This is a genomic window from Alteriqipengyuania halimionae, assembly GCF_009827575.1.
Taxonomy (GTDB): domain Bacteria; phylum Pseudomonadota; class Alphaproteobacteria; order Sphingomonadales; family Sphingomonadaceae; genus Alteriqipengyuania_A; species Alteriqipengyuania_A halimionae.
On record NZ_WTYR01000001.1, the window covers coordinates 1,640,578 to 1,666,012 of the forward strand.

The window sequence follows — 25,435 nt, forward strand, 5'->3', positions numbered from 1 at the left end:
CCATTACGGACGCCCCACGCGCTGGATTTCCCATTCGAGATCGATGCCTGATTGGTCTCGCACGCGACGGCGGACTTCTTCGCCCAAGCCTTCGATATCCGCGCTGGTGGCATCACCGGTATTGATCATGAAATTGGTATGCTTCTCGCTCACTTGCGCGCCGCCCAGTTCGAGCCCGCGACAGCCTGCCTCATCGACCAGCTTCCACGCGCTGGCACCGTCGGGGTTCTTGAATGTGGAGCCTCCGGTCTTGGTCCGAAGCGGCTGCGATTGCTCGCGCGCATCGGCGATCCGGTCCATTTCCGCGCCGATCGCCTCCGGATCGCCTGGTTCGCCCTTGAACCTCGCCGATACCACCACCGCGCCGGGCGGTAATTCCGAATGGCGATAGGAGTATCGCAGCGCGCTCGCTGGGAGCACCATGGAATCCCCGTTGCGCATCACCACCGTGCAATCGACCAGTACGTCGGACACTTCGCGGCCATAGGCGCCGCCATTCATCCGGACGAAGCCGCCGACCGTTCCGGGGATCCCGCGCATGAATTCGAGACCAGCGATCCCCGCGTCGCGCGCCGTCGAGGCGGCGAGGATGCCGGGCGTGCCACCCCCGGCCTTTATCGTGCAATCGTCCTCGACCTCACAGCCCGAAAACGGCTTGCCGAGGCGGATCACCACGCCAGGAATCCCGCCATCGCGGACGATCAGGTTCGAGCCCAGCCCCAGCGCCATGACCGGTACCGCCGGATTCAGTCGCGCAAGGAATAGGCGCAGATCGTCGAGGTCTTCGGGCTCGAACAGCCAGTCTGCCGGACCACCGCTCTTGAACCAGACCAGCTTGGCCAGCGGCGCGCATTTGGTCAGCGATCCGCGCGCCACATCTTCGGGCACCCGCGCGACGATCGCTTCGTCGATCGCGCCATCGGGCACGGTGGTGGCCATTGCGGCTTTCCAGTCGTCGGGCTGGTCGATCACGATTGCTTTTGCTCCTCGATCTGCCCCGCGAGCGAGGCAGCGATGCGGGTGATATCGCCCGCGCCGAGGCACACGACGAGGTCTCCGCCGCGCAGCTCTTCCGCAAGCCGGGCGGCCAGCGCTTCGGGATCGGCGACTTCCTCTGCCGCGCGGGCACCGCGATCGCGCAGCCCCGAAACAAGCGCGGCAGCGTCGACGCCCTCGATCGGGTCTTCGCCCGCTTCGTAGACCGGGGTCACGAACACCATGTCGGCATCGTTGAAGGCGCCCTGGAAATCGCCCATCAGGTCGCGCAGGCGCGTGTATCGATGGGGCTGGCAGACCGCGATCACGCGCCCGCCTTCCCCTGCTGCGGCGACATTCTCGCGCGCGGCGGAAAGCACTGCGCGAATCTCGACCGGGTGGTGGGCGTAATCGTCGATGATCGTCGCGTTGCCGCCGTCGCAGCCGACTTCGCCGACCTTGGTGAAGCGCCGCTTGACCCCGCCGAACTGATCGAAGCCGTTGCAGATATATTCGTCGTCGCAGCCCATTTCGGCTGCAACGGCGACCGCTGCGATCGCGTTCTGGACATTGTGGCGCCCCGACATCGGCAGATCGATATCGGTGATCGTGCGCTCGCTACCGTCACGATCGCGGATCACGACGTCGAAGCAATTGCCAGACGCGGTCGGGCGAATGTTCTGCCCGCGCACATCGGCCTGGGCGGAAAAACCATATGTCACCACGCGGCGGTCGCGCACCATCGGGATGATGTTCTGCACCTCGGGGTGATCGACGCACAGCATCGCCGCGCCATAGAACGGCACGTTCTCGATGAATTCGACGAAGGCCTTCTTCACCGCGTCGAAGCTGCCGTAGTGATCGAGATGTTCGGGATCGATATTGGTAACGACCGCTATCGTACCGTCGAGCCGCAGAAAACTGCCGTCGCTTTCGTCGGCTTCGACCACCATCCAGTCGCTGTCGCCCAGGCGCGCGTTGGAGCCATACTGGTTGATGATTCCGCCATTGATCACGGTCGGATCGACCCCGCCCGCATCGAGCAGTGCGGCAATCATGCTCGTCGTCGTGGTCTTGCCATGCGTGCCGGCCACGGCGACAGTACGCTTCAGCCGCATCAATTCGGCGAGCATCTCGGCGCGGCGCACCACGGGAATGCGCTTTTCGAGCGCGGCGGCGACTTCGGGATTGGTGCGCTTCACCGCGGTCGAGGTCACCACAACCGCAGCTTCGCCTAGATTTTCCGCGGCATGGCCGATCGACACCGGAATGCCGACTTCGCGCAGGCTCTCGACCCGCTGGCTTTCGGCGATATCCGAACCCTGCACATCGTAGCCCAGGTTGTGCATCACCTCGGCGATGCCGGACATGCCGATCCCGCCGATCCCGACAAAATGGATCGTGCCGATATCGCGCATTCCGCCCAGCGGTTTGCCCTTAGCCGTCATGCGCCTGCTCCCTGTGTCAGGGCCGATGCTTCGCGCTCGCCGCTCTCGCCCATGCGGATGACATCCATCAGCGGTGCTCCGCCGAAGCTCTCGACAAGGTCGGCCAGCTTGGCGGCCGCATTGGGATGCCCGCAGTTCCATGCCGCATGGGCGGCATTGGCCAAGGCGTCGGGCCGCTCGGCCAGCACCTTGATCTGCTTGGCCAGTTCCTTGGCAACGAAGTTTTCCTGCCGGATCGAGCGTGCGCCGCCCGCCTGAACCATTTCGCGTGCATTGACGGCCTGATGGTCGTCGGTCGCAATCGGAAGCGGGATCAGGATGGCGGGGCGGCCCACCGTGGTGAGCTCTGCGATCGTCGATGCCCCGGCACGTCCGATAAACAGGTGCGCGCGGGACAGGCGATAATGCATGTCCTCGAAGAAGGTACCGAGCTCGGCCGGTATCTCATGGTTGGCATAGCGCTCGCGGACCGCCTCGATGTCTTCGGGGCGGCACTGCTGGACCACCTGCAATCGGCTGCGCAGCGCATTGGGCAGCATGGCGAGGCCATCGGGCACCACTTCGGACAGGACTCGCGCGCCCTGGCTGCCTCCCGTCACCAGCACGCGCAGCAGACCGTCTTTATCCAGCGGCGGAAACGGCTCGTCCCTCAACGCCAGGAGCGGCTTGCGGACCGGATTGCCGGTCAGGTCCACCTTGTGCCGATGCTTGTCGTCGAGCCGAAACGTCCGGCGATAGCTGGTCGCGATCGCATCGACCCCGCCAGCCAGCAGGCGGTTGACTCGGCCCATCACGGCATTCTGCTCGTGAATCACCGACGGCACCTTGGTCGAACGTGCGGCCAGAAGTGTCGGGAGCGAGGGATAGCCGCCGAAACCGACCACGGCGGTCGGCTCGAAACTTTCAAAGAGTTGCAACGCCATCCGCCGGCCGGCCAGCACCGCGCGCAATCCCTTGAACAGCTGGATCGGGTTCTTCGAGAAGCGACCGGCAGGCACGACATGGGTTTCGAGCCATTCGGGCTTGCCCGGGATCGCATCGCCTCTCGCATCGGTTACCAGCGCGACGTGATGGCCGCGCGCATGCAGTTCCTCGGCCAGCGCGAACGCGGGAACGAGATGCCCGCCCGTGCCACCGGCGGCTAAAACGAATTGGCGACTGGTCGAGCTCACATTTCCTCTCCCCGTTCGGCCCATAGCGGCCCTTCGCGGGTCAGATAGGGATTGCGCCGCGTGAGTGCGAGCAACATTCCCAGCGACAAGCACAAGGCGATGGTCGACGAGCCACCGTATGAAATCAGCGGCAAGGTCATACCCTTGGATGGGAACAGCTGCAGATTGACCAGGATGTTGATGAAGGCCTGCCCGCCCACCAGTGCGATCAGCCCGGTCGAGGCGAGCACCGTGAACAGGTCCTCTTCGTCCGCGATACGCGACAACACGCGGATGACCAGCGCGAGGTAGAGGCAAATAATCAGCCCGCACACGAGCAGTCCGAATTCCTCACCGATCACCGAAAAGATATAGTCGGTATGCGCCTCGGGCAGCGACATCTTGCGTTCGCCCATGAACGGTCCGGTACCGAGCCATCCGCCCGCGCGCATGGTGCGCGCGGCGAGATCGACCTGGTCGAATTCGGTGCCGCCCGAGAAGAACGAAAGAATGCGGTTGCGCCCGTTCTCGTAGAACAGCAGCACCGCCATCAGCAGCGCCACCGCACCGCCGGCAAACAGTGCGAAACGCTGGATCGGAACGCCCGAAACAAGCACCGTGACGCCCAGAACCCCGCCGAACAGCACCGTCGAGCCGAAATCCGGCTGCATCATCAGCAACCCGGCGATCAATCCGAAATACACGACCGAAAGCGCCACCACGGGCAGGTCCGGATCCTTCAAGCGCCAGCTCAGGATCCAGGCCAGTGTCACCGCGAAAGCGGGTTTGAGGAACTCGGCGGGCTGCACGCCCATACCGAGCCTGATCCAGCGCTGCGCGCCGTTCACTTCGTATCCCATGACCGGAACCAGAAGCAGAAGGGTGGTGAATACCGCCGCTGCAAGCAGCGCACCGCGTCGCACCTGCGTGCGCGAACGCATCGAGACAAAGATCATCGCCGCGAAACCCACGACCAGCCAGCGCAGATGGATGTAGAGGAAGTGGAGCGGATCGAGCGTCTCCTTGGACGTCGAGAGGTCCGCGGCGCTCGATGGCGAGGCGATCGCCACCGCCGCGATTCCGATGGTCGCCAACGCCACGATCAGGCCGAGCAGGACCTTGTCCAGCTCGCGCCACCAGATCGCAAGCTCTTCGCCGCGGCTGCGCGGGCGAATGTTGGGAAGCTGATTACGCGCGGCATGGAGCGATGGCGTCGCGGTCATGCGCCGATCTCCATATCCCCGACCAGCGCTTCGACGATCTGCCGGAAGGCGTCGCCCCGCGCTTCGTAATCTCGGAATTGATCGAAGCTCGCACAGGCCGGAGCCAGCAGCACGACGTCGCCCGGCTCGCCGGCTGAAATCGCTTCGCGCACCGCATCGCCAAGCATTTCAGATCGGGTGACGCGCGTATGAGGGGCAAGCAGATCGGCGAACAGCGCACCGGCATCACCGATCGTGTAGGCCGCCTTGACGTAGTCGAAATACTGCTCGCATTCCTCGAGCGTGTCGCCCTTGGGCAATCCGCCACAAATCCAGTGGATCCGTGGGTCGGGATCCGGTGGAAAGGCCGCGAGTGCCGGGGCAGCGGAGGCGGGATTGGTCGCCTTGCTATCGTTGATAAACGTGACGCCGCCATGATCGGTTACGCGTTCCATCCGGTGTGGCAAACCGCGAAAGCTCGTGAGCGCAGGTAGCCACTGATCCGAAGTCAGACCGATCGCCTCGACCGTTGCGACCGCGGCGGCAACATTCTGCAAATTATGCGGACCCTGGAGCGAAGGCCAGTCGCCTTGGCGGTCAGCAAGCTCCGCCCCATCGACATCGTGGACAAGCCCCGGCGCGCGACGCGCCTTTTCACGCTGCGAAACGGCACGGGTCTGCGGATCGCCAGTGCCGAAGACCGCATGGCGATCGGGCGCTTGCACTTCGAACAAGCGCGCCTTGGCAGCGGCATAACCCTCGAACCCGGCATAGCGATCGAGATGATCGGGCGTGATGTTCAGCAGCACCGCGACATCGCAGCTCAGCGTTTGCGTGATATCGATCTGGTAGCTCGACAATTCGAGCACATAGACGCCGTCCGGAGCAAGCTGCTGCTCTCCCAGGATCGGATTGCCGAAATTGCCGCCGATCAGGCTCGGCACGCCGGCTTCGCGCAGGATATGGTGGATCAGCGCGGTGGTGGTCGATTTGCCGTTGGTGCCGGTAATGCCGACCACCCGATGCGGCGGCAATTCGTCGCGCATCTGGGCGAACAGCTCGATATCGCCGATCAACGGCACACTCGCCCGCTTTGCAGCGTCGACGATCGGATGTCGGTTGAGCGGAACGCCGGGAGAGACGACGACGCCATCGAAACCGGTCAGATCGATCGCGGTTGGATCGCCGATAGCCACATCGTCGGGCAGCGTGCTGCGCTGCTCCTCGCGGCTGTCCCAGGCCGTGACCTGCGCGCCGCTATCGACCAGCATGTGCACGGCCGCACGGCCCGAGCGGGCAAGGCCAAGCACCGCATAGCGCTTTCCGGCAAAGGCGCCCAGCGCCTTCACCGCAGCTTCAGCGTCGAAAGCCCGATCAGCGCGAGCACGATGGCGACGATCCAGAAACGGATCACGACGGTGCTCTCGCTCCAGCCGAGCTGCTCGTAGTGGTGGTGGATCGGCGCCATTCGGAACACGCGCTTGCCAGTGCGCTTGAACCAGAACACCTGGATGATGACCGAGGCCGCTTCGAGAACGAAGAGGCCGCCGACGATACCGAGCACGATTTCGTGGTGGCTGGCGACCGCGATCGCGCCCAGCGCCCCGCCCAGGGCAAGGCTGCCGGTGTCACCCATGAAAACCGCGGCAGGCGGTGCGTTGAACCAAAGGAAAGCAAGTCCCGCCCCCATGATTCCGGCACAGAGGATCGCTAGCTCTCCCGCGCCTTCGACATAGGGAATCCCGAGATATTCGGCATAGTCCACGCGCCCCGCAAGATAGGCGATGACCGCAAAGGCTCCGGCGGCGATGATCACCGGCATGGTGGCAAGTCCGTCGAGCCCGTCTGTCAGGTTAACCGCATTGCCCGCACCAACGATCACGACCGCGGCGAACACATAGTAGAACGGGCCAAGGGGAATGTAGGTGTTGACCAGAAACGGCACGTAGAGATTGGTGTCGATCTTGCTGACAATCAGCCACACCGCCACACCCGCGATGACGAATTCGATCAGCAGGCGAACCTTGCCCGACACACCCGCGTGATGCGCTTTGCGCACCTTGTCGAGATCGTCCATGAAGCCGATCAGCCCGAAACCCAGCGTCACCGCAAGGCAGGCCCAGACGAACGGGTTCGACAAGTCCATCCAAAGCAGCATGGCGCTGGTCAGGCTGACCAGGATCATCAACCCGCCCATGGTCGGCGTACCTCGCTTGGCGAGATGGCTTTGCGGACCGTCCTCGCGGATCGGCTGACCCTTGCCCTGCCGTACGCGCAGCATGGCGATGAATTTCGGTCCGATGATGAGGCCGATGATCAGCGCGGTCATCAGCGTCGCGCCCGCGCGGAACGTCTGATAGCGGATGAGATTGGCAGCCCCGGGGAAATCGAACCACTCGGCGATCAAGAAAAGCATATTCAGTCCCCGCCGGTCAGGCCTGCGACCAGCGCGGCAAGACCGACCGAATTCGATCCTTTCACCAGCACCGCGTCGCTTTTGGCGAGATCAATCTCGTCAAGCGCCGCGCGCGCCGCGGAAGCCGTCTCGCAATGCGTGAATTGCACTGTTTTGCCAAGGGAATCGCTTCGCTCTTTCCCCAGCCTCTCAGCAAGGGCGTGCATCTCAGGGCCCACCAGGATCGCGCGATCGACGTTCGCCTCGAACAGCGGATCGGCCAGTTCGGCATGGAAACGATCCGAATGCTCGCCCAATTCCTTCATCGCTCCGAGCACTGCGATCCGCCGGGTCGCCTCGGTTTCGCCAAGCTGCGCAAGTGCCGCACGCATCGAGGCTGGGTTGGCGTTGTAGCTTTCATCGATCAGCAGCGCTTCACCGTCGTTGACGGCGATGGTGTGCCGCGCACCACGCCCCGGCAAACCTTCGAGTTCCGCCAGCGCGAGCCCCGCCGCACCCAGATCGGTGCCGAGCGCATCACATGCAGCGATCACCGCCAATGCGTTCGAAATCCAGTGACGGCCAGGATTTCCAATCGAAAAGCACAATCGCCGCTCGTGGACCTGGACCGTAAGCAGCGATCCGCCGTCGCGCATGATCACGCGTTCGAGGAGCTTGATGTCGGCTTTCTCGTCGAGACCGAAGGTGACGACTTTTGCTCCGTCGGCCTCAGCCATTGCGAAGAGGGTCCGGCAATGCGGGCTGTCTGCGGGAATGATTGCGATCCCGCCCGGCGCGAGCCCCTGGAAAATTTCGGCCTTCGCGCGGGCGATGCTCTCTTCGCTGCCAAGGTTCTCGATATGCGCCGGGGCAATCGCCGTCACGATCGCGACATCGGGGCGCACCTGGCGGGTCAGCGCTGCGATTTCTCCGGCATGGTTCATGCCCATTTCGAATACGCCGAAGGCGCTGCGCGCAGGGGTACGCGAGAGCGACAGCGGCACGCCCGTATGATTGTTGTAGCTCTTCACCGAGGCATGGGCGGCACCGCGGCTCGCCCGGTCGAGCGCGGCGAACAGCGCTTCCTTCGTGCTGGTCTTGCCGACCGAGCCGGTGATCCCGACCACTTTCATATCCGCCCGCGCACGCGCCGCCGCGCCCAGCGCTTCCAACGCTGCCTGTGTGTCCTCGACCAAGACGTGCGGACCATCCACTGGCTGCGACACCAATGCGCCCGCCGCACCGCGCTCGAACGCACCTGCGACAAAGCGATGGCCATCCATCTCCGCGCCCTTGAGCGCGACGAACAGGTCGCCTTCGCCGACCTCGCGACTGTCGATCTCGACGCCCGAAACCTGAAATTCACCACGTACGGTCCCGCCAGTCGCTGCCGCGATGCTTTCCGCATCCCACAGCGCAAGGGGCTGTTCGTCAGCCGCTTCTTCAGGCCAGTCGAGGATGGCCGGATGCACCATCACGCCGCACCCCCGGCGCATTCACGCGCCACCGCCACATCGTCGAAGGCCAGCACCTGCGCATTCTCGCCGCTGCCGATGATCTGCCCCTGCTCGTGACCCTTGCCTGCAATCAGCACGATATCGCCGCGTTTGGCCCCGGAAATCGCGGCGTCGATCGCCGCGCGGCGGTCGCCTATCTCCTGCGCTTGCGGAGCACCATCCAGGATCGCAGCGCGGATCGTCGCGGGATCTTCCCCGCGCGGATTATCGTCGGTCACGATGACCTTGTCGGCTGCCTTCGCTGCGACCTCGCCCATCGGCTTGCGCTTGCCCTGGTCGCGATCGCCGCCGGCACCGAACACCACCGTCAATTCGCCTTTGCAATGCGGGCGCAACGCCGCGATCGCAGCTTCGAGCGCATCGGGCGTGTGGGCATAATCGACATAGGCGGGTGCCCCATCGCGATTGATCGCCGCGCGCTGAAGCCGTCCGGCGACCGGCTGCAGGCGCGCTACCCCGTCGAGCGCTTGGCTGGGCGAAACCCCGGTGGCGACCGCGAGGCCCGCCGCGGTCAGCGCATTGGCGGCTTGGTAGGCCCCGATCAGCGGCAGCGCGATCTTCTTCTCGATGCCGGCATGGCGCACGACGATTTCCTGGCCCAGTTCGGTCGGCACTTGCGAGACGAGCACGATATCCTCGCCCGTTTTACCGACGGTCATCACCTCCAAGCCGCGCTTTTTTGCGCGAGCGATCACGTCGTCAGCCTTGGGATCGTCGGCCCAGATCACCGCCGTTCCGTCATCGTCGAGGACCTTTTCGACCAGCCGCATCTTGGCTTCGAAATAGTCTTCCATCGTCGCATGATAATCGAGGTGGTCGCGGCTGAAATTGGTAAACGCCGCCGCCTTAACCGGCACGCCTTCGTTGCGATATTGCGAGAGGCCGTGGCTCGATGCCTCGTAGGCAATGTGGGTCGTACCCTCGCGCGCCAGCCCGCGCAGGTTCGAGAGGAACGTGACGATGTCGGGCGTGGTAAGGCCGGTCGATACGCTCTCGTCGGGCGTGGTGACGCCCAGCGTGCCGATCGAGGCCGCACGCTCTCCCGCCATGCGCCATAACTGGCGGGTCATCTCGACCGTGGAGGTTTTGCCGTTGGTGCCGGTTACCGCGACGATCGTTTCGGGAAACGGACAGAAGAACGCGCCCGCGAGACGCGCGAACAGGCGGCGCGGCTTGTCGTCGGCAAAATGGACTGCGCCTTCGACTTTCGCCGGCGGCCGGGCGATCACACCGATCGCCCCGCTCGCTATGGCCTGCGGAATGAAGTCCTCGCCATTGACGCTGTAGCCTTCGAAAGCGCCGAACACGGTGCCGGGTGCGACCTTGCGATGATCGATCGCAAAGGCGTTGACCTCGACGTCCTCGGCCCCTTCGGGAAGGGCAACACCTGCGCGTTCGCACAACCGGGACAAACGCATGACTATTCCCCGGTTACGACAAGTGGTCTGAGGTCCGAAAGATCGATGTCGCGCGTTGCGTCGGGCTCGATACCCAGCATCGGTCCGATCCGCGGGACGATGCGGCCGACAGCGGGCGCGGCGTTCCAGCCGGCGGTGCGCTGGCCGGAACTGGCGGCATTGCCCTTGGGCTCGTCGAACATCGCGATGATCACATAACGGGGCTTATCCATCGGAAACGCCGCTGCAAAGGTCGAGACGAGGCTCTTGCGCCGATATCCACCATTGCCCGGCTTTTCGGCCGATCCGGTCTTGCCGCCGATCCGGAAACCCGCGGCATCGGCCTTCCGACCGGTGCCAAACACGACAATCATACGCAGCATTTGCCTCATACGTGCCGACGTAGCAGGACTGAACACCCGCCGACCCTCGACATATTTGCCCGGTGTCTGCTTCATCAGCGTAGCTGGACGATAGATCCCGCCATTGACCATCGCGGCATAGGCGCTGGCAAGATGCAGCGGGGTGACCGCAACACCATGGCCGTAAGATGCAGTGATCGTTTTCACCCGCGACCACTTGTCCTTCTGGAACAGCGGATAGCCGCGCGCGGGCAGTTCGATCTGCGGACGGTCCGCGAGGCCGAGATCGACCATCGTCTTCTGCAACCGTTTGGTGCCGAGTTCGTCGGCGATCTGTCCGGTGACGATGTTGGAGGAATGGATCAGCGATTCCGGCACGTTCAGGCTTGCCCCGATCGTGTGGCTGTCGCGAATGCGGAAGCGTCCGACCTGGAGCGGCTTGTTGGCCTGGAACCGGCGCGACAGATCCTTGATCGTCCCCGCTTCGATTGCAGCGGCGACGGTCAGCGGCTTGAAGGTCGAGCCGAGTTCGTAGACCTGGTTGGTCACCCGGTTGAAGATGTTCTTCGCGCCTTCGCGATCGATACGGTTGGGGTTGAACGACGGGAGCGAGGCTAGCGCCATGACTTCGCCGGTATTGACGTCGAGAATCACGCCTGCCGCGCCGATCGCATCGTGCATTTCCATGCCCGCGGCCAATTCATCCTCGAGGGCGCCCTGCACCCGCGCATCGATCGACAGTTCGACCGGCTCTGCCCGATGGGCCGGGTCTAGCAGTTCGTCCTGCAGCGCTTCTTCCATGCCCACCTTGCCCGCGCCATCGGCGTCCACGAAGCCGATGACATGCGCGGCGAGCGACCCTTGCGGATAATAGCGTTCCTTTTCAGGCGGATATTCGAGCGCAGGCTCTCCCAGCGCGTGGACCTTTTCCATTTGGGCGGGCAGGATGCGACGCGCGAGATAGGTCGGTTTGCCAGCCTTCAGCTTGCGTGCCAGCCGTGCTTCGTCGGCATCGGGAAAGATCGCCTTGAGCGAAGCGGCGACCTGTTCGGGCGATTTGACCAACGGCGGGCCGCCGTCGCCGATCGCTTTCGGGTTGAACCACAACGCGCGGGCGCGAAAGGCACGCGCAAGCGGCACACCGTTACGATCGACGATCTCGCCGCGCGAAGGCAGCAAGCGAGCGGCCATCGACATCGGTTGTGCACCCGGTTCGACCGCACCGAGCCAGGCGATCCGCCCCAGCGCGACCACCGCCAGCGCAGCGAACACCACCGCGATCCAGAGCCCGCGGATCTTCGCCATGTAGAGCACACGGCGTCGCTCGTGGTACAGTCGGTATGCCGGCGAGGCGGCGGTCACCCCGATCGGCGCGAAGCTCATTCAGCTGCCTCCTTGTCGAGGCGGTAATTGGCGAACAGCGCTGCAAAGCTCGGCTCGGCTTTATCCTCGGCCTTCACCTTCTCGACGACGGCGTGCTGGAAGCTCGGTGCCTTTTCCGTCGGTTCGGACGGCTTGCGCTCGGACTTCTTTTCAGGCTCGGGGCGCGCCGCGTCGACATCCTCGGTAAAGGAAGCGAGTTCGACCTCGGCAACGTCTTCGCGCGCGACGCGGATCATTTCGGGGGCATCCTTCGAGCGCGGCGCACTGAACGCCGCGAGCGCGCGCTCATTGGCCAGGAACTGCGCGGGCCCCGGCGCGACATAGCCGAATTCCATGCGGTTGAGCGCAGCAAGCTGTTGCTGGCTGGCGCGGGTTTCGAATTCGGTTTCGAGATAGAGGTTGTCGCGTTCGAGCTGGACGATCCGCTCTTCGGCCTGGCGCACTTCGCTGCGCACTGCATTGACCTTAAACGCAAGCATGGTGACGGCGCCGGCGCAGCAAGCCAGCACCGCGGCCCAGCCAACGGTCTTTACGCGGGAGCGAGTAACGATCATGCGGCGACCCTCGCCGGTGCGCCGGTCCGGGTGCCTTCGCGCAGGATGGCCGAACGGGAGCGGGGGTTGAGATCGAGCTCGCCCTGGGTGGGCTTGATCGCCTTGCCGGGCTTCTCGAAGGTCGGGAGATGATCGTCGAGCCGCTCGGGCATGTGGCGCGATGTCGTCGACTGTCCGCCCGATGCAGCGCGCAGGAAGCGCTTGACCATGCGATCTTCGAGGCTGTGGAAGCTGACCACGGCCAGCTTGCCGCCCGCACGCAGCATCTGCTCGGATGCGGTCAACGCATTTGCCATTTCGTCGAGCTCTCCGTTCACATGGATGCGGATTGCCTGGAAGCTGCGCGTAGCCGGATCCTTGGGCGCACGGCCCTGGTTGGAATGCGGCCGATAGCCCAGCGCGCGACGAACCACGGCGGCGAGATCGGCGGTGGTGTGGAGCGGGCGCGCGGCCACGATCGCGCGGGCGACCCGGCGCGACTGGCGTTCCTCGCCATACTGGTAGAGCACGTCGGCAATCTGGCCTTCGCCCGCGTCGTTGACGAAATCGGCGGCGCTGGTGCCCGACTGGCTCATCCGCATGTCGAGCGGACCGTCGGCACTGAAAGCAAAACCGCGCTCGGCCTGGTCGAGCTGCATCGACGAAACACCGAGATCGAGCGCGATACCGTCGACCTGCGCAACGCCGACTTCCTGCATCGCTTCGGCCATTTCCGAAAACCGGCGCGGATGGAGTACGAGGCGCTGCGGCTCGGCGCTGTGTTCGGGCCATTCGCGGCCCTTGGCTATCGCATCGGGATCGCGATCGAAGGCGTGCACGGTCGCGCCGCGATCGAGCAGCGCACGGGTATAGCCGCCGGCGCCGAAGGTTGCGTCGATGATGACCGAACCCGGCGCCGGATCGAGTGCGGCGACCACTTCGTCGAGCAGGACAGGGATATGGGGCGTGTTGGCTTCGATCATTTGCGTGCGCCTCCCTTGGCCTTCGCGGCAGCCTTTGCAGCGGCTTCGGCGGCGAGCGCACGGCAGGCCGCCTGCGCGCCCTCCCAGCCTTCGCCCTTGGCGTAGAGCTGGTCCGGGTTCCACATGGTGAAGAAACCGCCCGCGCCCTGGAAATAGACGTCGTCGCCCAGCTTGCCGAGTTCGGCGAGATGTTCGGGCATCACGAAGCGGCCGCTGTCGTCGAACGGGATTTCGGCAAATCCGAACAATTGCATCGCGCGCAGGTCGCGGTCGAAATCCTTGTCGCGTTCGATCGCGATCCGCTCTTCGCGGTCCAGCTGGGCTTCGAGCTCGAGACGACGCGAGAGACCGAAGCCGACGAGGCAGTTCCAGCGCTCATGCTTGGCGAGGCACAATACGCGCCCTTCGGAGCTTTCCTTGACGGCCTTGCGGAAGATCGGGGGCAGGACGTAGCGATCCTTTTCGCCGCGAAGCGAAAAGCCCTGACCGCTGTATTTTCCCACTCCGAGCGACACGTCGCGTTCCCCGCTTTCATCTCCCCGACCGAAAAAGCGAACCCGTCCCCGGAAGCGCACGGCTTCGGGGCGGCCCCGCAGTCAACCGGGGCGCGCGGAATCATCAGTTCGTCCGATGGAGTCACTGTGTAACGCGTGAAAGGGCGTGAAAAAAGGGGATTTTACGGGAATTATCGGGCTTTTGCGGCAAATACCTGTTTTGTAAGGATATTTTAAAAGCGCACTTCGCTCCATTCCTTAACAAAGAGTTACCACAATCCGCGCCAAAGGCATGGATTTGCGTGCAAGCCCACGACTCCAACCTGACTAGTCCCGTGATTTCCCGACTTTGGTGGCCAGCGCCGCATCCATCATTCGCTCTAGCAGCGCCCGGCGAATTTCGGCCCTTCCGCCCGTATCGGGCTCGAGCAGCGCGGCATCGGCCAGAGCAAGCAAGCGCCCCTTCCCGATGTCGCAGGACACCAGCCGCGCATCGGCTTCCAATATACAGCGTCCCGCGAATTCCCCGGCATCGGGTTTCAACCGGAATCGACCGGGCTCGGAGAGCGGGAGCGTCACGCCGTTCCAGTCGGCACCGGTTTTCTCGTCGCTCTCATCGTGCTCGAGTTCGATTCCCCAGCGCGAAAGAATGGGGGAGAGCAATACCGTGTGGGCGGGGCGACGCGGATCGCCGAGCGCATAGGCGCTTTCCTGCGTCAGGTGCGGATCGGCGAACAGCAGCACCGTGCCGCCATCGCGCACGAAATTGTCGAGCGCGACGTTCTCTTCCGGAGCCAGCGGGCGCGGTTGCGCCAACACCAATAGGTCGATCCCGGCCAGCGCATCATAGCCATCGTCGCGAATGCCCAGCCAGTCGACCGCCCGCCACTCGCCGCGATCGGACAACAGGCTGGTGGCCCAATGCGCTGGTACATCCTCGCGCAAGAGGTCTTCCATCGCCACGTTTTCCGGACGCGCTATCGGCAGGCTCGAAAACAGCGCGGTAGCGATCGGCTTGCGCGCAGGCTCCGCCGTTTCGGATGCTGCGGCCTGTTCGGCCCCGGCAGACGGATGGCATGCCGCGCCCGACAACACGCATACCGCAAGCAGTGACGCTTTAAAGAGCTGGCGGCGCTTTAGGGGCATCGCCTGCGGTCGAGGTCGGTTCGGGAGTGGGCGTCGTCGGTTCGGGCGACGGCACGACACCGATATCCGCCAGCGGATCAGAAGCCTGGGTTTCTTCCGGTGCGGGCGTGTTGAGCTTCGCTTCGGGCACGGCGGTCTGTTCGACTTCCTGCGCGCGGTCCATCACCACATTGGCGACGCCGATAACGAGCAGGATCACGCCGAGGCCGAGACCGCCGATCTGAAGGCGCTGTATCGCCTGCGCGCGCCGCCCGGGGCGCGTTCCTAGAAACGGCGGCGGTTCCTGCGCCGTGCGATCGTTGATGGCCATGGCGCCAAAGTAGGCACTCCCCCGCGCGCGTCAATTGCGAACGATCGCCATGTCCTTCGGAACAGGCGCCGATCAGTCTTCCGGGGCGATCGTGACCTTCAGCCCGTCGAGCGCGTCATCGAACGGAATCTGGCACGACAGGCGCGAATATTCGGTGCGGTGATCGGTGCTTTCGAGCAGATCGTCCTCGTCTTCCGAAATGCCGGCGAGCTTGCCGAAATGTTCGGGATCGACATGCACGTGGCAGGTCGCGCACGAACAGCAGCCGCCGCACAGCGCAAGCAATTCGTCGAACCCGTTGTCGCGGATAGCCTCCATCACGGTCAGCCCGCTTTCGACATCGATCGTGCTTTCCTGGCCTTCACGGGTGACGACGGTGAGCTTGGGCATGGATTTTCCTCGACTGCTATATTCGCGTTCGACCGGCTGCTAAGGCGCAGGAGGAATTTTGGCAAGGAGCGCAAGAGTGGGTCTTTCGAAAGCGCAATTGGTCGAGGGTATCGATGCCGTCGCCGCGCAGGAGCCCGCGATCGCGGCAGCGGTGCAGCGGGTCGGCTATCCCGAGGAGCGCATCCGGCCGACGGGCTACCGCACCCTGCTGCGCACCATCGTCGGACAGCAGGTGAGCGTCGCGGCGGCAGCTTCGATGTGGAACAAGCTGACCGGGCATCTGGGCGAGGACGTGCCGACCGACCGCTTGCTGGCCAGCTCGTTCGATGAATTGCGCGCCTGCGGCCTCTCGCGCCAGAAGCAGGGCTATGCGCGTTCGCTTTGCGAACTTGTCGAAAGCGGCGAGCTCGACCTCGACGACCTGCCGGAGGACGACGAAGCTGCGATCGAGCAATTGACCCGCATCAAGGGGATCGGCCGGTGGTCGGCCGAGATCTATCTGCTGTTCGCCGAGGGACGGCCCGACATCTGGCCGGCAGGCGATCTCGCGGTGCAGGTCGGCATCGGCAAAATCCTCGAACTGACTGATCGCCCAAGCGAAAAGGAAACCCGCGCACTGGCCGAAGATTGGCGCCCGCATCGCGGCGCATTGGCTATTTTCACGTGGCACAGCTACAACAATCCGGCCCTGTAGGCCGTTGGTCGATGGAAAATGGACTTTCCATCACGTAAAGCCTACTTTCCATGTCATCCAATCAAGGGGAGTTGAGACGATGAATATCAAGACTAGATTGTTCGCCACCTGCACGCTGGCCGCCATGGCAATGACGCTACCGGGCGCCGCGAGCGCGAACCTAATGAATGAAAGCCCATCTATGACCCAGACCGCCGAAGCCGCTCCGCTCATCCCGCGCGAGTCGCTGTTCGGAAACCCCTCCCGCGCCTCGGCCCAGATCAGCCCCGATGGCGAATGGCTCGCCTGGCTCGCGCCCGATAACGGCGTGCTCAACGTGTGGATGGCGCCGGTCGACGATCCCGACGCGGCCAAGGTTATGACCAAGGCAACCGATCGCCCGATCCGCCAGTATTTCTGGGCCCCCGACGGTCGCAGCCTGCTCTACATCCAGGACAAGGGCGGGGACGAGAACTTCCTGCTCTACGGCATCGACATCGCCAGCGGCAACGAACGCACGCTGACCGATTTCGAGAACACCCGCGTCATGCTGATCGGCGGTTCGGACCGGATCAAGGACAAGGTCCTCGTCGGCCTCAACAATCGCGATGCGCGGTTCCACGATGTCTACATGCTCGATCTCAACAGCGGCGAGCTGACCCAGATGATCGAGAACAACGGCTATGCGGGGTTCGTCGCCGACGACAATCTCGACGTTCGCCTTGCCCTGCGTCCCAATGCCGAAGGCGGCATGGATTTCTTCCGCGTGGTCGAAAACGAAGTCGAAGCCGAGCCGTTCGGCAACACGACGCTGGAAGATTCGCTGACCACCAGCCCGGCCGGTTTCACCACCGATGGCAAGACGCTCTACTGGCTCGACAGCCGTGGCCGGAACACCGGCGCGCTGGTCGCGATGGATGTCGAAACCGGCGAAACCCGCATGGTGGCCGAGAACGCCAAGGCCGATATCGGCGGCACGATCCGCGACAAGGAAACCGGCGAAGTCGAAGCCTATTCGGTCAATTACCTGAAAAACGAATGGACCGCGCTCGATCCGGAAGTGAAAGCCTCGCTCGACTTCCTCGAAGCCAATCTCGAAGGCGAATTCGGGATCGGCTCGCGCACCGATGACGACACCAAGTGGATCGTCGGCAACGATCCGGTCGTCGGGCCCAGCAAAAGCTATCTCTACGATCGCACCGACAACACGCTGACTGAGCTCTACGTGACCCGCCCCGAGCTGGTCGGCGCACCGCTTCAGCCGATGCACACGCTCGAGCTCAAGTCGCGCGACGGGCTCACCCTGCCCTCGTACCTGACGCTCCCGCCGGGCAGCGACAGCGATGGCGACGGCAAGCCCGACCAGGCGGTGCCGATGGTCCTGTTCGTCCATGGCGGCCCCTGGGCACGCGATGGCTATGGCTTCAATCCCTACCACCAATGGCTCGCCAATCGCGGCTATGCGGTGCTGAGCGTGAACTATCGCGGCTCGACCGGCTTCGGGAAGGACTTCATCAACGCCTCGAACCTCGAATGGTCGAAAGCGATGCATGACGATCTGATCGACGCCACCCAGTGGGCGATCGACGAAGGCATCGCACATAAGGACAAGGTCGCGATCATGGGCGGCTCCTATGGTGGCTACGCCACGCTGGTGGGCCTCACCTACACGCCCGAAACTTTCGCCTGCGGGGTCGATATCGTCGGCCCGTCCAACCTCGAGACGCTGCTTTCCACGATTCCGCCCTACTGGGCCCCGGTGATCGCGCAGTTCCACGAGCGGATGGGCAATCCCGAGACGCCCGAAGGCAAGCAACTGCTGATCGACGCCAGCCCACTCTACAAGGCGGACCGGATCACCAAGCCGCTGCTGATCGGCCAGGGCGCCAATGATCCGCGCGTCAATCAGGCCGAAAGCGACCAGATCGTCGATGCGATGAAGGAAAAAGGCATCCCGGTGACCTACGTTCTCTATCCGGACGAAGGCCACGGCTTCGCCAAGCCCGAAAACAACATCGCCTTCAACGCGGTGACCGAGAACTTCCTCGCCACCTGCCTTGGCGGCCGCGCCGAACCGATCGGCGATACGGTGGGCGCATCGACCGCCGAGATCGTCGAAGGCGCGGACTTCGTGCAGGGCCTGTCCGAAGCAATCAAATAAGGCGCAATCTCCCCTCCCGCTTGCGGGAGGGCTGGGGGGTGGGCATGAAGCGATCGTAGCGATTGCAGCGGCCCACCCCGCTGCGACTGGCGAGCAAGCTCGCAAGTCTCGCTGCCCCTTCCGCTTGCGGGAGGGGTTGTTCGTTTCTGAGGGAGAGTGTGCCGACATGAAAAAAGCGATCTTCATCACCGGCGGCGGGTCCGGCATCGGGCGGGCGACCGCGATCAAGTTCGGCCAGGAAGGCTGGTTCGTCGGTCTCGGCGATGTCGACATGGACGCGATGCGCGAGACCGAGAAGCTGCTGCCGGGCGGCTATCACTATTCGCACCAGTTCGACGTGCGCGACCGCGAAGGCTGGGACAAGGCGCTGGCCTCCTTCAAGGCGGCAGCCGGTGGCCGGATCGACGTGTTGTTCAATAATGCCGGCGTCCCGCTGGGTGGACCGCTGGCGGAGAACTCCACCGAAGAGGTCGAGCGCTGCATCGATATCAATCTGAAGGGCGTGTTCCACGGCGCGATGGCGACCTATCCCTATCTGAAGGAATCCGCTCCCGGATCGGCCCTGATCAACACGGCGAGCGCGGCAGGCATCTGGGGCACGGGCGGCGCAGCGGTTTATTCGGCCACCAAGTTCGGCGTGCGCGGAATGAGCGAAAGCCTCGATGCCGAATGGACGCCCGACGGGATCAAGGTCGCGGCGATCATGCCGAGCTTCATCGAAACCCCGCTGCTCGACCATGCGCCCAATCGCGGCAGCAATGAATCGATCCGCGGCCGGGTGAAGGCCGCCGGGCTGGAACTGACTCCGGTCGAGGATGTCGCGCAGGCGGTGTGGGATGCGGTGCATGGCGACGATCTCCACGTCGTCGTCGGCAAGACCGCAAAGCAGTTGCGCTTCGCTGCGCGCTGGATGCCGGGCAAGCTGCGCAAGCGATCGAAGAAGATGGCCGGCGTGATGGGAGAGAAAGCGTGATCCACACGCTTGCGACGCTTATCGCAGCGCCCCTCGCCCTGCTGATGGCGACGCCCGCCGCCGCGCAACCCGCGGATGGCGAACCGGTGACGATCGGGACCACTTATACGATCCCTGCAACCGCTTTCGAGGGCGAGCGCCGGATGACCGTTCGCCTGCCCGCGGGCTATGTCGAACAGCCCGAAATGCGCTTTCCCGTGGTCTATGTGATCGACGGGGGCCCGGAGCAGGACTTCCCGCATATCGCCGGGATCGCGCAGAGCCGCGATTGAACTGGAGCTTCGAGCGTTTCATCCTGGTCGGTATCGAAACCGTCAATCGGCGCGCCGAAATCTCGCCCGAAGTCTCCGCCGATAAGCTCGAAGCCTATACCGCATCGCTCGGTGCGACACCGGGCGGCGCCGACAATTTCCGCGCCTTCATCGCCGACGACGTGAAGCCGTGGGTCGAGGCCAATTTCCGCACCGCTAGCCATGACGCGGTGATGGGGGAATCGCTGGCCGGGCTGTTCATCGTCGAGACGCTGCTCACCCAGCCCGACCTGTTCGATGACTGGATCTCCGTGTCACCTTCGCTCTGGTACGACGATATGAAGCTGGCCCGACAGGCGGCCACGATGATGCAGCCGGGCGATGAACGGGTCTATGTCGCGCTCGCCAATGAAGGCTATCGTCACGAGGAAGGGGTCGAGCGCTTCGTCGATGCGCTGAAGGCCTCCGCTCCGGAAGGGTGGAAATGGTCATTCGTCCCGCTGGGCGACAGCGAGACCCATGGCACGATCTACCACACCGCCGCGCTCGACGCGTTCCGCATGTTCTACGGCACGGCCGACCGCGAATACCGGCCGGGCGGCGACTTGCTGGGCCGCGAAGCGGAGCCGCGCACAGCCGAAGAACAGGCGCTACTCGATACCGAATGCACGGCGCAGAACACGATCGCGCTCACGCCCGAAGCCGCGCGCAGCGGGCGTGAGCGGCTGTTCTATCGCTGCCTGAGGCTCGATCTCGGCCCGCGGCCCCGCGACAGCAACTGGGTTCCGGGCGGCCCCGAAGCGGAGGACTGATCCTCAGACCAGCTTGTCGATCGCCTTGGCCAGCTTCACATCGCGCTGGCTGAGGCCATCGGCATCGTGCGTCGTCAGCGTGATCTCGACCTTGTTGTAGACATTGAACCATTCGGGGTGGTGATCCTGGCTCTGTGCGAGGATCGCGACCCGGGTCATGAAGCCGAAGGCATCGACGAAATCGTCGAATTCGAAACCGCATTCGATTGCCTTGCCATCGCCGCGCAGGCTCCAGCCGTCGAGTTCGGCCAGCGCCGCATCGCGTTCGGCTTGGGTGAGTTGGGATACGGACATGGGCCACTCCTGTTCTTGTCGCTCGCCCTCCCCTCGCCTAAGCCCCCTCGCGATGCAAGCGCCCCGCCTCAAAGCCAGCGATCTCGCGTGCCGCCGCGGCGACCGGCTGCTGTTTGCCGGTCTCGACATCGATCTGGCGCCGGGTAACGCACTGCACCTCGCCGGGCCCAACGGGATCGGCAAGACCAGCCTGTTGCGTCTGCTCGCCGGGCTCGCACGGCCCTATGCCGGCACTGTGGAGCGTGAAGGCGAGGTCGGCTGGATCGACGAACACGCCGCGCTCGATCCCGACCTGCCGCTGGGGCAGGCGCTGCGCTTCTGGGAGCGGCTGGACGGCAGCGCTGCGCCCGAGCGCAATGTGCGCGCGATGGGGGTCGATCACCTCCTCGACGTGCCGGTGCGATTTCTCTCGACCGGCCAGCGCAAACGCGCCGCTTTCGTCCGCCTGCTCAACCGCCATTGTCGCATCTGGCTGCTCGACGAGCCGCTCAACGGGCTGGATGCCCACGCCGCCGTCACGGTCGAGGGGTTGATCGCCACACATTGCGTGGGCGGTGGCATTTGCGTGATCGCCTCGCACCAGCCGCTGGCCATCGACGGGATCGGACGGCTGGAGCTGGACGCGCATTCACCCTCTCCGGAGGAAGGCGCATGAAGGTGTTTTCGGCTTTGCTGCGCCGCGATCTGGTGGCCATGTTCGGTTCGGGCGCACGCGGTGGGGCCTTCCTGCCATTGCTGTTCTTCCTCGCCGTGGCGACGCTCTATCCGTTTGCGGTGGGGAGCGATGCGCAATTGCTCGCGCGGACCGGCGGCGGCGTGCTTTGGGTAGCCGCGCTGCTTGCCGCGCTGTTGCCGATCGAGCGGCTGGTGCGCCCCGATCTCGATCTCGGCCTGTTCGACCAATTGGCCCTGCGCGGTGTGGCCGAGGAAGCGAGCATTGCGGCGCGGATCATCGCTCACTGGCTCAGCTTCGGCCCACCGCTGATGCTCGCCGCGTTACCGGGTGCGGCGCTGATGGGGCTATCGGGTGAAACGCTGCTCGCGCTCGAGCTTGGCCTGCTCATCGGCACGCCCGGACTGGCGGCGCTCGGTACCTTGGTTTCCGCGCTCACCGCCGCCCTGCGATCGGGCGCGGCGCTGGGCGGATTGCTGGCGATCCCGCTGGCGATCCCGCTACTGATTTTCGGCGCGGGCAGTCTCGACGGCAATGGCGACGGCGCCCTTGCGCTGACCGGCGCGGCAAGTCTTGTCCTGCTGGCCCTCGCCCCCTTCGCCTCGGGCGCGGCGATCAGGGCCGCTCGAGAGTGAAACGGGGCGCAGTCCCAGCGAAAGCTGGGATGACGCGCTAGAGGCAGGCGGGGTTATGCCGCCCGGTCGGGCTTTCGGTGAAGATCTCCACCCCGTCCTCGGTGATTCCGATCGAGTGTTCGAACTGGGCCGAAAGCTGTCGGTCGCGGGTGACGGCGGTCCAGCCGTCTTCAAGGATCTTGCCCGCCGGTTTGCCGGCATTGATCATCGGCTCGATGGTGAAGAACATGCCCGGCTTCAATTCCGGCCCGGTGCCCGCGCGCGCGGCGTGGATCACTTCGGGGGCATCGTGGAACAGACGGCCGACGCCATGACCGCAGAATTCGCGGACCACGCCATAGCGACGCCCTTCGGCATGCTTCTGGATCGCGGCCCCGATATCGCCGAGGCGTGCCCCGGGCTTCACCGCTTCGATGCCGAGCATCAGGCATTCATAGGTCGTCTCGACCAGCCGCTTGGCCTTCAGCGGGACCTCGCCGACATAATACATCCGGCTCGTATCGCCGTGCCAGCCATCGAGCTGCGGGGTCACGTCGATATTGAGGATGTCGCCTTCCTTCAGCACCTTGTCGCCCGGAATCCCGTGACAGATCACGTGGTTAAGCGAGATGCAGGAGCTGTGCGTATAGCCGCGATAGCCGAGCGTGGCGGGCACGCTGCCGCCATCGAGCATCATCTGGCGAATGATGTCGTCGAGCTCTCCGGTAGTGACCCCGGGGCGGACATGATCGTACATCGCGTCGAGGATTTCGGCGGCCAGGCGCCCGGCCTTGCGCATGCCTTCGAAGCCGGCGGGGCCGTGCAGTTTGATCGTGCCGTCGCGGATTAGCGGTTCGTCGCCGGTAATGGTTTCATAGCGTGTCATGCCCCGCGATATAGGCGCGAGACCGGCGAAACGCCAGCCGTGTGCTAGTCCTCTGCCTTGCTCCCGGCGTCCTTTTTCGGCGCGTGGATCGCAAAGGCCTCGCGATAATCGGGCTTCACCGCCGCGAGCAACGCCTTAGTCACCGGCAGTTCGATTTGATACGAGCCCTCGACATAAGGACCGGCAGCGTAAGGCGGCACGTCGAGACGGAGGCGATCGAACGCCTTGCCGTTCGAACTCAGCGGGACGATCACGGCTTCGGCTACCGGATCGATGCAATCCTCGAACAGGGCATCGCTTTCGCGATCGATCGGCTCTCCGCGCTTTTCCTCGCGCTGCTCGTCGAGCAGGTCGCAAAAGCGGGTGCGGATCGCCATGTTCAGCGCTTTGGAAGAGGTAAACAGTTCGACCGGCTGAAACGCCTTTTTCGCGCCGTCGCTCCAGACGAGCGATTTGTACCCGGTATTGGGATGTGCGCCGCCGTAATAGGTGAATTCCTCCGCCTCTAGGCTCAGCCAGCCCGCAGGCCTGGCGGCAATGCGCCATTCGGTTTCCGAGGTATGCGGGCGGAAGGGATAGCCGTTCTTGTCCGAATCCGCTTTCGCCTTGCGCGCCTGCTGGATCAAGGTCGTGCGCCCCTGCTCTAGCTGGCGATCGAGCACCATGCGCAGACCCTGTCGCGCGCCGACCTCGCCGGGATAAGAATAGCTGAAGATGTAGAGCTCGGTTTCGAGCGAGACGGTGCGCGCGCCGTCGCTGCTGTCATCCTCGGCCTGGGACACGCCGTCGCCGCCCGCCTTTACCGTCTTCGCACGCTCGACCGCGTCGGGCTGAACATCGCCCTCGCGACGCTCGCCGGAACATGCCGACAAGGCAAACGTAACCCAAACGAGCGCAAAAAGGCGTATAATGGGGATGATCTCCTTGCAGAAACCGCGGCGAAGCGGTCAGGAACAATTATGAGCGAAACAACCCAACTAATCCAGCCCGATCGCGGACAGGACGCGATTGCCATCCACCTTATCAATGCCGATGGCTTCGACGATTGGGCGAAGAGCCTGACCGAGGCGCAGCGCAATGCCCTCGCCGCGCAGCGCTTTTCCGGCAAGGGCTACGAGGTCGGCATCGTCCCGGCAAAAGACGGCAAGGGCTGGTTCGCGGTGGGCGGCGTGGCCAATCCGAAAGACCTGTCGAGCTGGTGTATGGCCGCACTCGCCGAGAAACTGCCCGAAGGCACCTATCGCCGCGCCGACGACAATGGCGGCGGAGAGCCCGGCCCTGCACTCTATGGCTGGATGACCGCGCAGCACAGCTTCGCGCGCTACAAGTCCGATCCCGACGATCGCGGCCCGCGCGTGCTGCTGACCAAGGAAGCGGCAAAGATCGACGCACTGATCTCCGAAGCCGAGGCCGCCAACCTCGTCGCCGATCTCGTCAACACGCCGGCCGAAGACCTTGGCCCCGAACAGCTCGAAGACGTCGCCCGCGATATGGCCGACAGGCACAAGGCCTCGATCTCTGTGATCAAGGGCGATGCACTCGAACGCGATTATCCGATGGTCCATGCCGTCGGCCGCGCCGCCGCGCGCAGCCACGCGCCGCGCCTGATCGAGATCGAATGGGGCGACGAAAGCCACCCGCGCGTCGCCGTGATCGGCAAGGGCGTGGTGTTCGATAGCGGCGGGCTCGACGTCAAGAGCGCGGCGGGCATGAAGCTGATGAAGAAGGACATGGGCGGTTCGGCGCATGCACTCGCGCTCGGCAGGCTGATCATGGAAAACAAGCTGCCCGTGCGCTTACACCTGCTGGTGCCCGCGGTGGAGAATGCGATCTCATCGAATTCCTTCCGGCCCGGCGACGTACTCAAGAGCCGCAAGGGGATCACGGTCGAGATCACCAATACCGATGCCGAAGGGCGTTTAATCCTTGGCGACGCACTGACCCGCGCGAGCGAGAAGAACCCCGATTTCATGATCGACTTCGCCACGCTGACGGGCGCCGCACGCGTCGCGGTAGGCCCGGACCTGCCCGCGCTGTTCACCCGCGAGGACGAAACCGCCCAGCAGCTCATCGAAGCGGGCCGCGCGCATGATGACGAGCCGTGGCGCCTGCCTCTGGCCGACAGCTATCGCGAATGGCTCAATTCGGACATCGCCGATATGGCCAATGCCCACGCAAATTCCTTTGCCGGGGCAAGCGTCGCCGGGCTGTTCCTCGACAAATTCGTCGGCGACGGCATCGACTGGGCGCATTTCGACACGTTCGCCTGGCGCCCCGCCGCCAAGCCCGGCCGGCCCAAGGGCGGCGCGGCGCTGGGCCTGCGCGCGGCATGGCACATGTTGAAGGCGCGTTACGCCTAACTTGCGGCGAAATGCGCTTGGCTTTAGGGGCGGCAGAACAGCGGGGCGGAAA

26 protein-coding genes are annotated in these 25,435 nt (G+C 64.4%); 8 read left to right on the plus strand and 18 right to left on the minus strand.

The window, feature by feature from the left end:
* Window positions 1-3: 3 nt before the first annotated feature.
* The 15 genes from murB to GRI68_RS08050 form a co-directional block, all read right to left on the minus strand.
* Window positions 4-939, minus strand: coding sequence for a UDP-N-acetylmuramate dehydrogenase (gene murB / locus GRI68_RS07980; protein WP_199799831.1), 936 nt, complete (start codon window positions 937-939; stop codon window positions 4-6).
* Window positions 940-968: 29 nt separating this feature from the next.
* The gene (gene murC, locus GRI68_RS07985) at window positions 969-2,423 is read right to left on the minus strand and encodes a UDP-N-acetylmuramate--L-alanine ligase (RefSeq protein ID WP_234028743.1); all 1,455 of its coding nucleotides are present in this window, start codon (window positions 2,421-2,423) and stop codon (window positions 969-971) included.
* Window positions 2,420-3,595 carry an undecaprenyldiphospho-muramoylpentapeptide beta-N-acetylglucosaminyltransferase gene (gene murG, locus GRI68_RS07990; RefSeq protein WP_160616763.1) on the minus strand — a complete coding sequence of 392 codons (1,176 nt, stop codon included), beginning with the start codon at window positions 3,593-3,595 and terminating at the stop codon, window positions 2,420-2,422. The genes murC and murG overlap by 4 nt, the downstream gene beginning before the upstream one ends.
* Complete coding sequence (locus GRI68_RS07995; RefSeq protein WP_160616764.1) at window positions 3,592-4,797, minus strand: FtsW/RodA/SpoVE family cell cycle protein; 1,206 nt, start codon at window positions 4,795-4,797, stop codon at window positions 3,592-3,594. Before GRI68_RS07995 ends, murG begins: the two co-directional genes overlap by 4 nt.
* Window positions 4,794-6,125, minus strand: coding sequence for a UDP-N-acetylmuramoyl-L-alanine--D-glutamate ligase (gene murD / locus GRI68_RS08000; RefSeq protein ID WP_325063780.1), 1,332 nt, complete (start codon window positions 6,123-6,125; stop codon window positions 4,794-4,796). Before murD ends, GRI68_RS07995 begins: the two co-directional genes overlap by 4 nt.
* Window positions 6,122-7,192, minus strand: coding sequence for a phospho-N-acetylmuramoyl-pentapeptide-transferase (mraY, locus tag GRI68_RS08005; RefSeq protein ID WP_160616765.1), 1,071 nt, complete (start codon window positions 7,190-7,192; stop codon window positions 6,122-6,124). The genes murD and mraY overlap by 4 nt, the downstream gene beginning before the upstream one ends.
* A 2-nt stretch (window positions 7,193-7,194) precedes the next feature.
* Complete coding sequence (locus GRI68_RS08010) at window positions 7,195-8,646, minus strand: UDP-N-acetylmuramoyl-tripeptide--D-alanyl-D-alanine ligase (protein ID WP_160616766.1); 1,452 nt, start codon at window positions 8,644-8,646, stop codon at window positions 7,195-7,197.
* Window positions 8,646-10,106, minus strand: a complete 1,461-nt coding sequence (locus GRI68_RS08015; protein WP_160616767.1) for a UDP-N-acetylmuramoyl-L-alanyl-D-glutamate--2,6-diaminopimelate ligase — start codon at window positions 10,104-10,106, stop codon at window positions 8,646-8,648. The genes GRI68_RS08010 and GRI68_RS08015 overlap by 1 nt, the downstream gene beginning before the upstream one ends.
* Window positions 10,107-10,108: 2 nt before the next feature.
* Window positions 10,109-11,830 (minus strand): peptidoglycan D,D-transpeptidase FtsI family protein, encoded by a 1,722-nt coding sequence (locus tag GRI68_RS08020; protein ID WP_160616768.1) that lies wholly within the window; start codon window positions 11,828-11,830, stop codon window positions 10,109-10,111.
* On the minus strand, window positions 11,827-12,384 hold the full coding sequence (locus GRI68_RS08025) for a hypothetical protein (RefSeq protein WP_160616769.1): 558 nt from the start codon (window positions 12,382-12,384) through the stop codon (window positions 11,827-11,829). The genes GRI68_RS08020 and GRI68_RS08025 overlap by 4 nt, the downstream gene beginning before the upstream one ends.
* On the minus strand, window positions 12,381-13,346 hold the full coding sequence (rsmH, locus tag GRI68_RS08030; protein ID WP_160616770.1) for a 16S rRNA (cytosine(1402)-N(4))-methyltransferase RsmH: 966 nt from the start codon (window positions 13,344-13,346) through the stop codon (window positions 12,381-12,383). The genes GRI68_RS08025 and rsmH overlap by 4 nt, the downstream gene beginning before the upstream one ends.
* The gene (locus GRI68_RS08035) at window positions 13,343-13,861 is read right to left on the minus strand and encodes a division/cell wall cluster transcriptional repressor MraZ (RefSeq protein ID WP_325063781.1); all 519 of its coding nucleotides are present in this window, start codon (window positions 13,859-13,861) and stop codon (window positions 13,343-13,345) included. Before GRI68_RS08035 ends, rsmH begins: the two co-directional genes overlap by 4 nt.
* Window positions 13,862-14,167: 306 nt before the next feature.
* Window positions 14,168-14,932 (minus strand): Gldg family protein, encoded by a 765-nt coding sequence (locus GRI68_RS08040; protein ID WP_160616771.1) that lies wholly within the window; start codon window positions 14,930-14,932, stop codon window positions 14,168-14,170.
* Window positions 14,933-14,957: 25 nt separating this feature from the next.
* Complete coding sequence (locus GRI68_RS08045; protein WP_160616772.1) at window positions 14,958-15,296, minus strand: hypothetical protein; 339 nt, start codon at window positions 15,294-15,296, stop codon at window positions 14,958-14,960.
* 72 nt (window positions 15,297-15,368) lie between these two features.
* Window positions 15,369-15,686 carry a 2Fe-2S iron-sulfur cluster-binding protein gene (locus GRI68_RS08050; protein ID WP_160616773.1) on the minus strand — a complete coding sequence of 106 codons (318 nt, stop codon included), beginning with the start codon at window positions 15,684-15,686 and terminating at the stop codon, window positions 15,369-15,371.
* 76 nt (window positions 15,687-15,762) lie between these two features.
* Here GRI68_RS08050 and GRI68_RS08055 point away from each other — a divergent pair, with 76 nt between their 5' ends.
* From GRI68_RS08055 to GRI68_RS08075, 5 genes are all read left to right on the plus strand, one after another.
* Window positions 15,763-16,380: a DNA-3-methyladenine glycosylase family protein gene (locus GRI68_RS08055; RefSeq protein WP_160616774.1), complete on the plus strand. Its 618-nt coding sequence runs from the start codon at window positions 15,763-15,765 to the stop codon at window positions 16,378-16,380.
* A 79-nt stretch (window positions 16,381-16,459) separates the two neighbouring features.
* Window positions 16,460-18,520, plus strand: a complete 2,061-nt coding sequence (locus tag GRI68_RS08060) for a S9 family peptidase (RefSeq protein WP_325063782.1) — start codon at window positions 16,460-16,462, stop codon at window positions 18,518-18,520.
* Window positions 18,521-18,686: 166 nt separating this feature from the next.
* Window positions 18,687-19,493 carry an SDR family oxidoreductase gene (locus GRI68_RS08065; protein WP_160616775.1) on the plus strand — a complete coding sequence of 269 codons (807 nt, stop codon included), beginning with the start codon at window positions 18,687-18,689 and terminating at the stop codon, window positions 19,491-19,493.
* The gene (locus tag GRI68_RS08070; RefSeq protein WP_160616776.1) at window positions 19,490-19,765 is read left to right on the plus strand and encodes a hypothetical protein; all 276 of its coding nucleotides are present in this window, start codon (window positions 19,490-19,492) and stop codon (window positions 19,763-19,765) included. The genes GRI68_RS08065 and GRI68_RS08070 overlap by 4 nt, the downstream gene beginning before the upstream one ends.
* Window positions 19,762-20,556, plus strand: coding sequence for an alpha/beta hydrolase (locus tag GRI68_RS08075; protein WP_160616777.1), 795 nt, complete (start codon window positions 19,762-19,764; stop codon window positions 20,554-20,556). Before GRI68_RS08070 ends, GRI68_RS08075 begins: the two co-directional genes overlap by 4 nt.
* Before the next feature lie 3 nt (window positions 20,557-20,559).
* On the opposite strand, the gene GRI68_RS08080 is transcribed toward GRI68_RS08075, so the two are convergent.
* The gene (locus tag GRI68_RS08080) at window positions 20,560-20,850 is read right to left on the minus strand and encodes a 4a-hydroxytetrahydrobiopterin dehydratase (protein ID WP_160616778.1); all 291 of its coding nucleotides are present in this window, start codon (window positions 20,848-20,850) and stop codon (window positions 20,560-20,562) included.
* Window positions 20,851-20,902: 52 nt separating this feature from the next.
* On the opposite strand from GRI68_RS08080, the gene ccmA reads away from it, so the two are divergent.
* Both ccmA and GRI68_RS08090 read left to right on the plus strand, forming a co-directional pair.
* Window positions 20,903-21,505 (plus strand): heme ABC exporter ATP-binding protein CcmA, encoded by a 603-nt coding sequence (gene ccmA / locus GRI68_RS08085; protein WP_160616779.1) that lies wholly within the window; start codon window positions 20,903-20,905, stop codon window positions 21,503-21,505.
* Window positions 21,502-22,158, plus strand: coding sequence for a heme exporter protein CcmB (locus GRI68_RS08090; RefSeq protein WP_160616780.1), 657 nt, complete (start codon window positions 21,502-21,504; stop codon window positions 22,156-22,158). The genes ccmA and GRI68_RS08090 overlap by 4 nt, the downstream gene beginning before the upstream one ends.
* A gap of 37 nt (window positions 22,159-22,195) precedes the next feature.
* Here GRI68_RS08090 and map read toward each other — a convergent pair whose 3' ends face one another.
* Together map and GRI68_RS08100 are read right to left on the minus strand one after the other, a co-directional pair.
* Complete coding sequence (map, locus tag GRI68_RS08095) at window positions 22,196-23,023, minus strand: type I methionyl aminopeptidase (protein WP_160616781.1); 828 nt, start codon at window positions 23,021-23,023, stop codon at window positions 22,196-22,198.
* Window positions 23,024-23,067: 44 nt separating this feature from the next.
* Entirely contained in the window at window positions 23,068-23,895 is an 828-nt protein-coding gene (locus GRI68_RS08100) for a DUF4163 domain-containing protein (RefSeq protein WP_160616782.1), read from the minus strand.
* Window positions 23,896-23,982: 87 nt separating this feature from the next.
* Between GRI68_RS08100 and GRI68_RS08105 the strand changes: the two genes are divergently transcribed.
* Complete coding sequence (locus GRI68_RS08105; RefSeq protein WP_160616783.1) at window positions 23,983-25,383, plus strand: leucyl aminopeptidase family protein; 1,401 nt, start codon at window positions 23,983-23,985, stop codon at window positions 25,381-25,383.
* Window positions 25,384-25,435 lie beyond the last annotated feature (52 nt).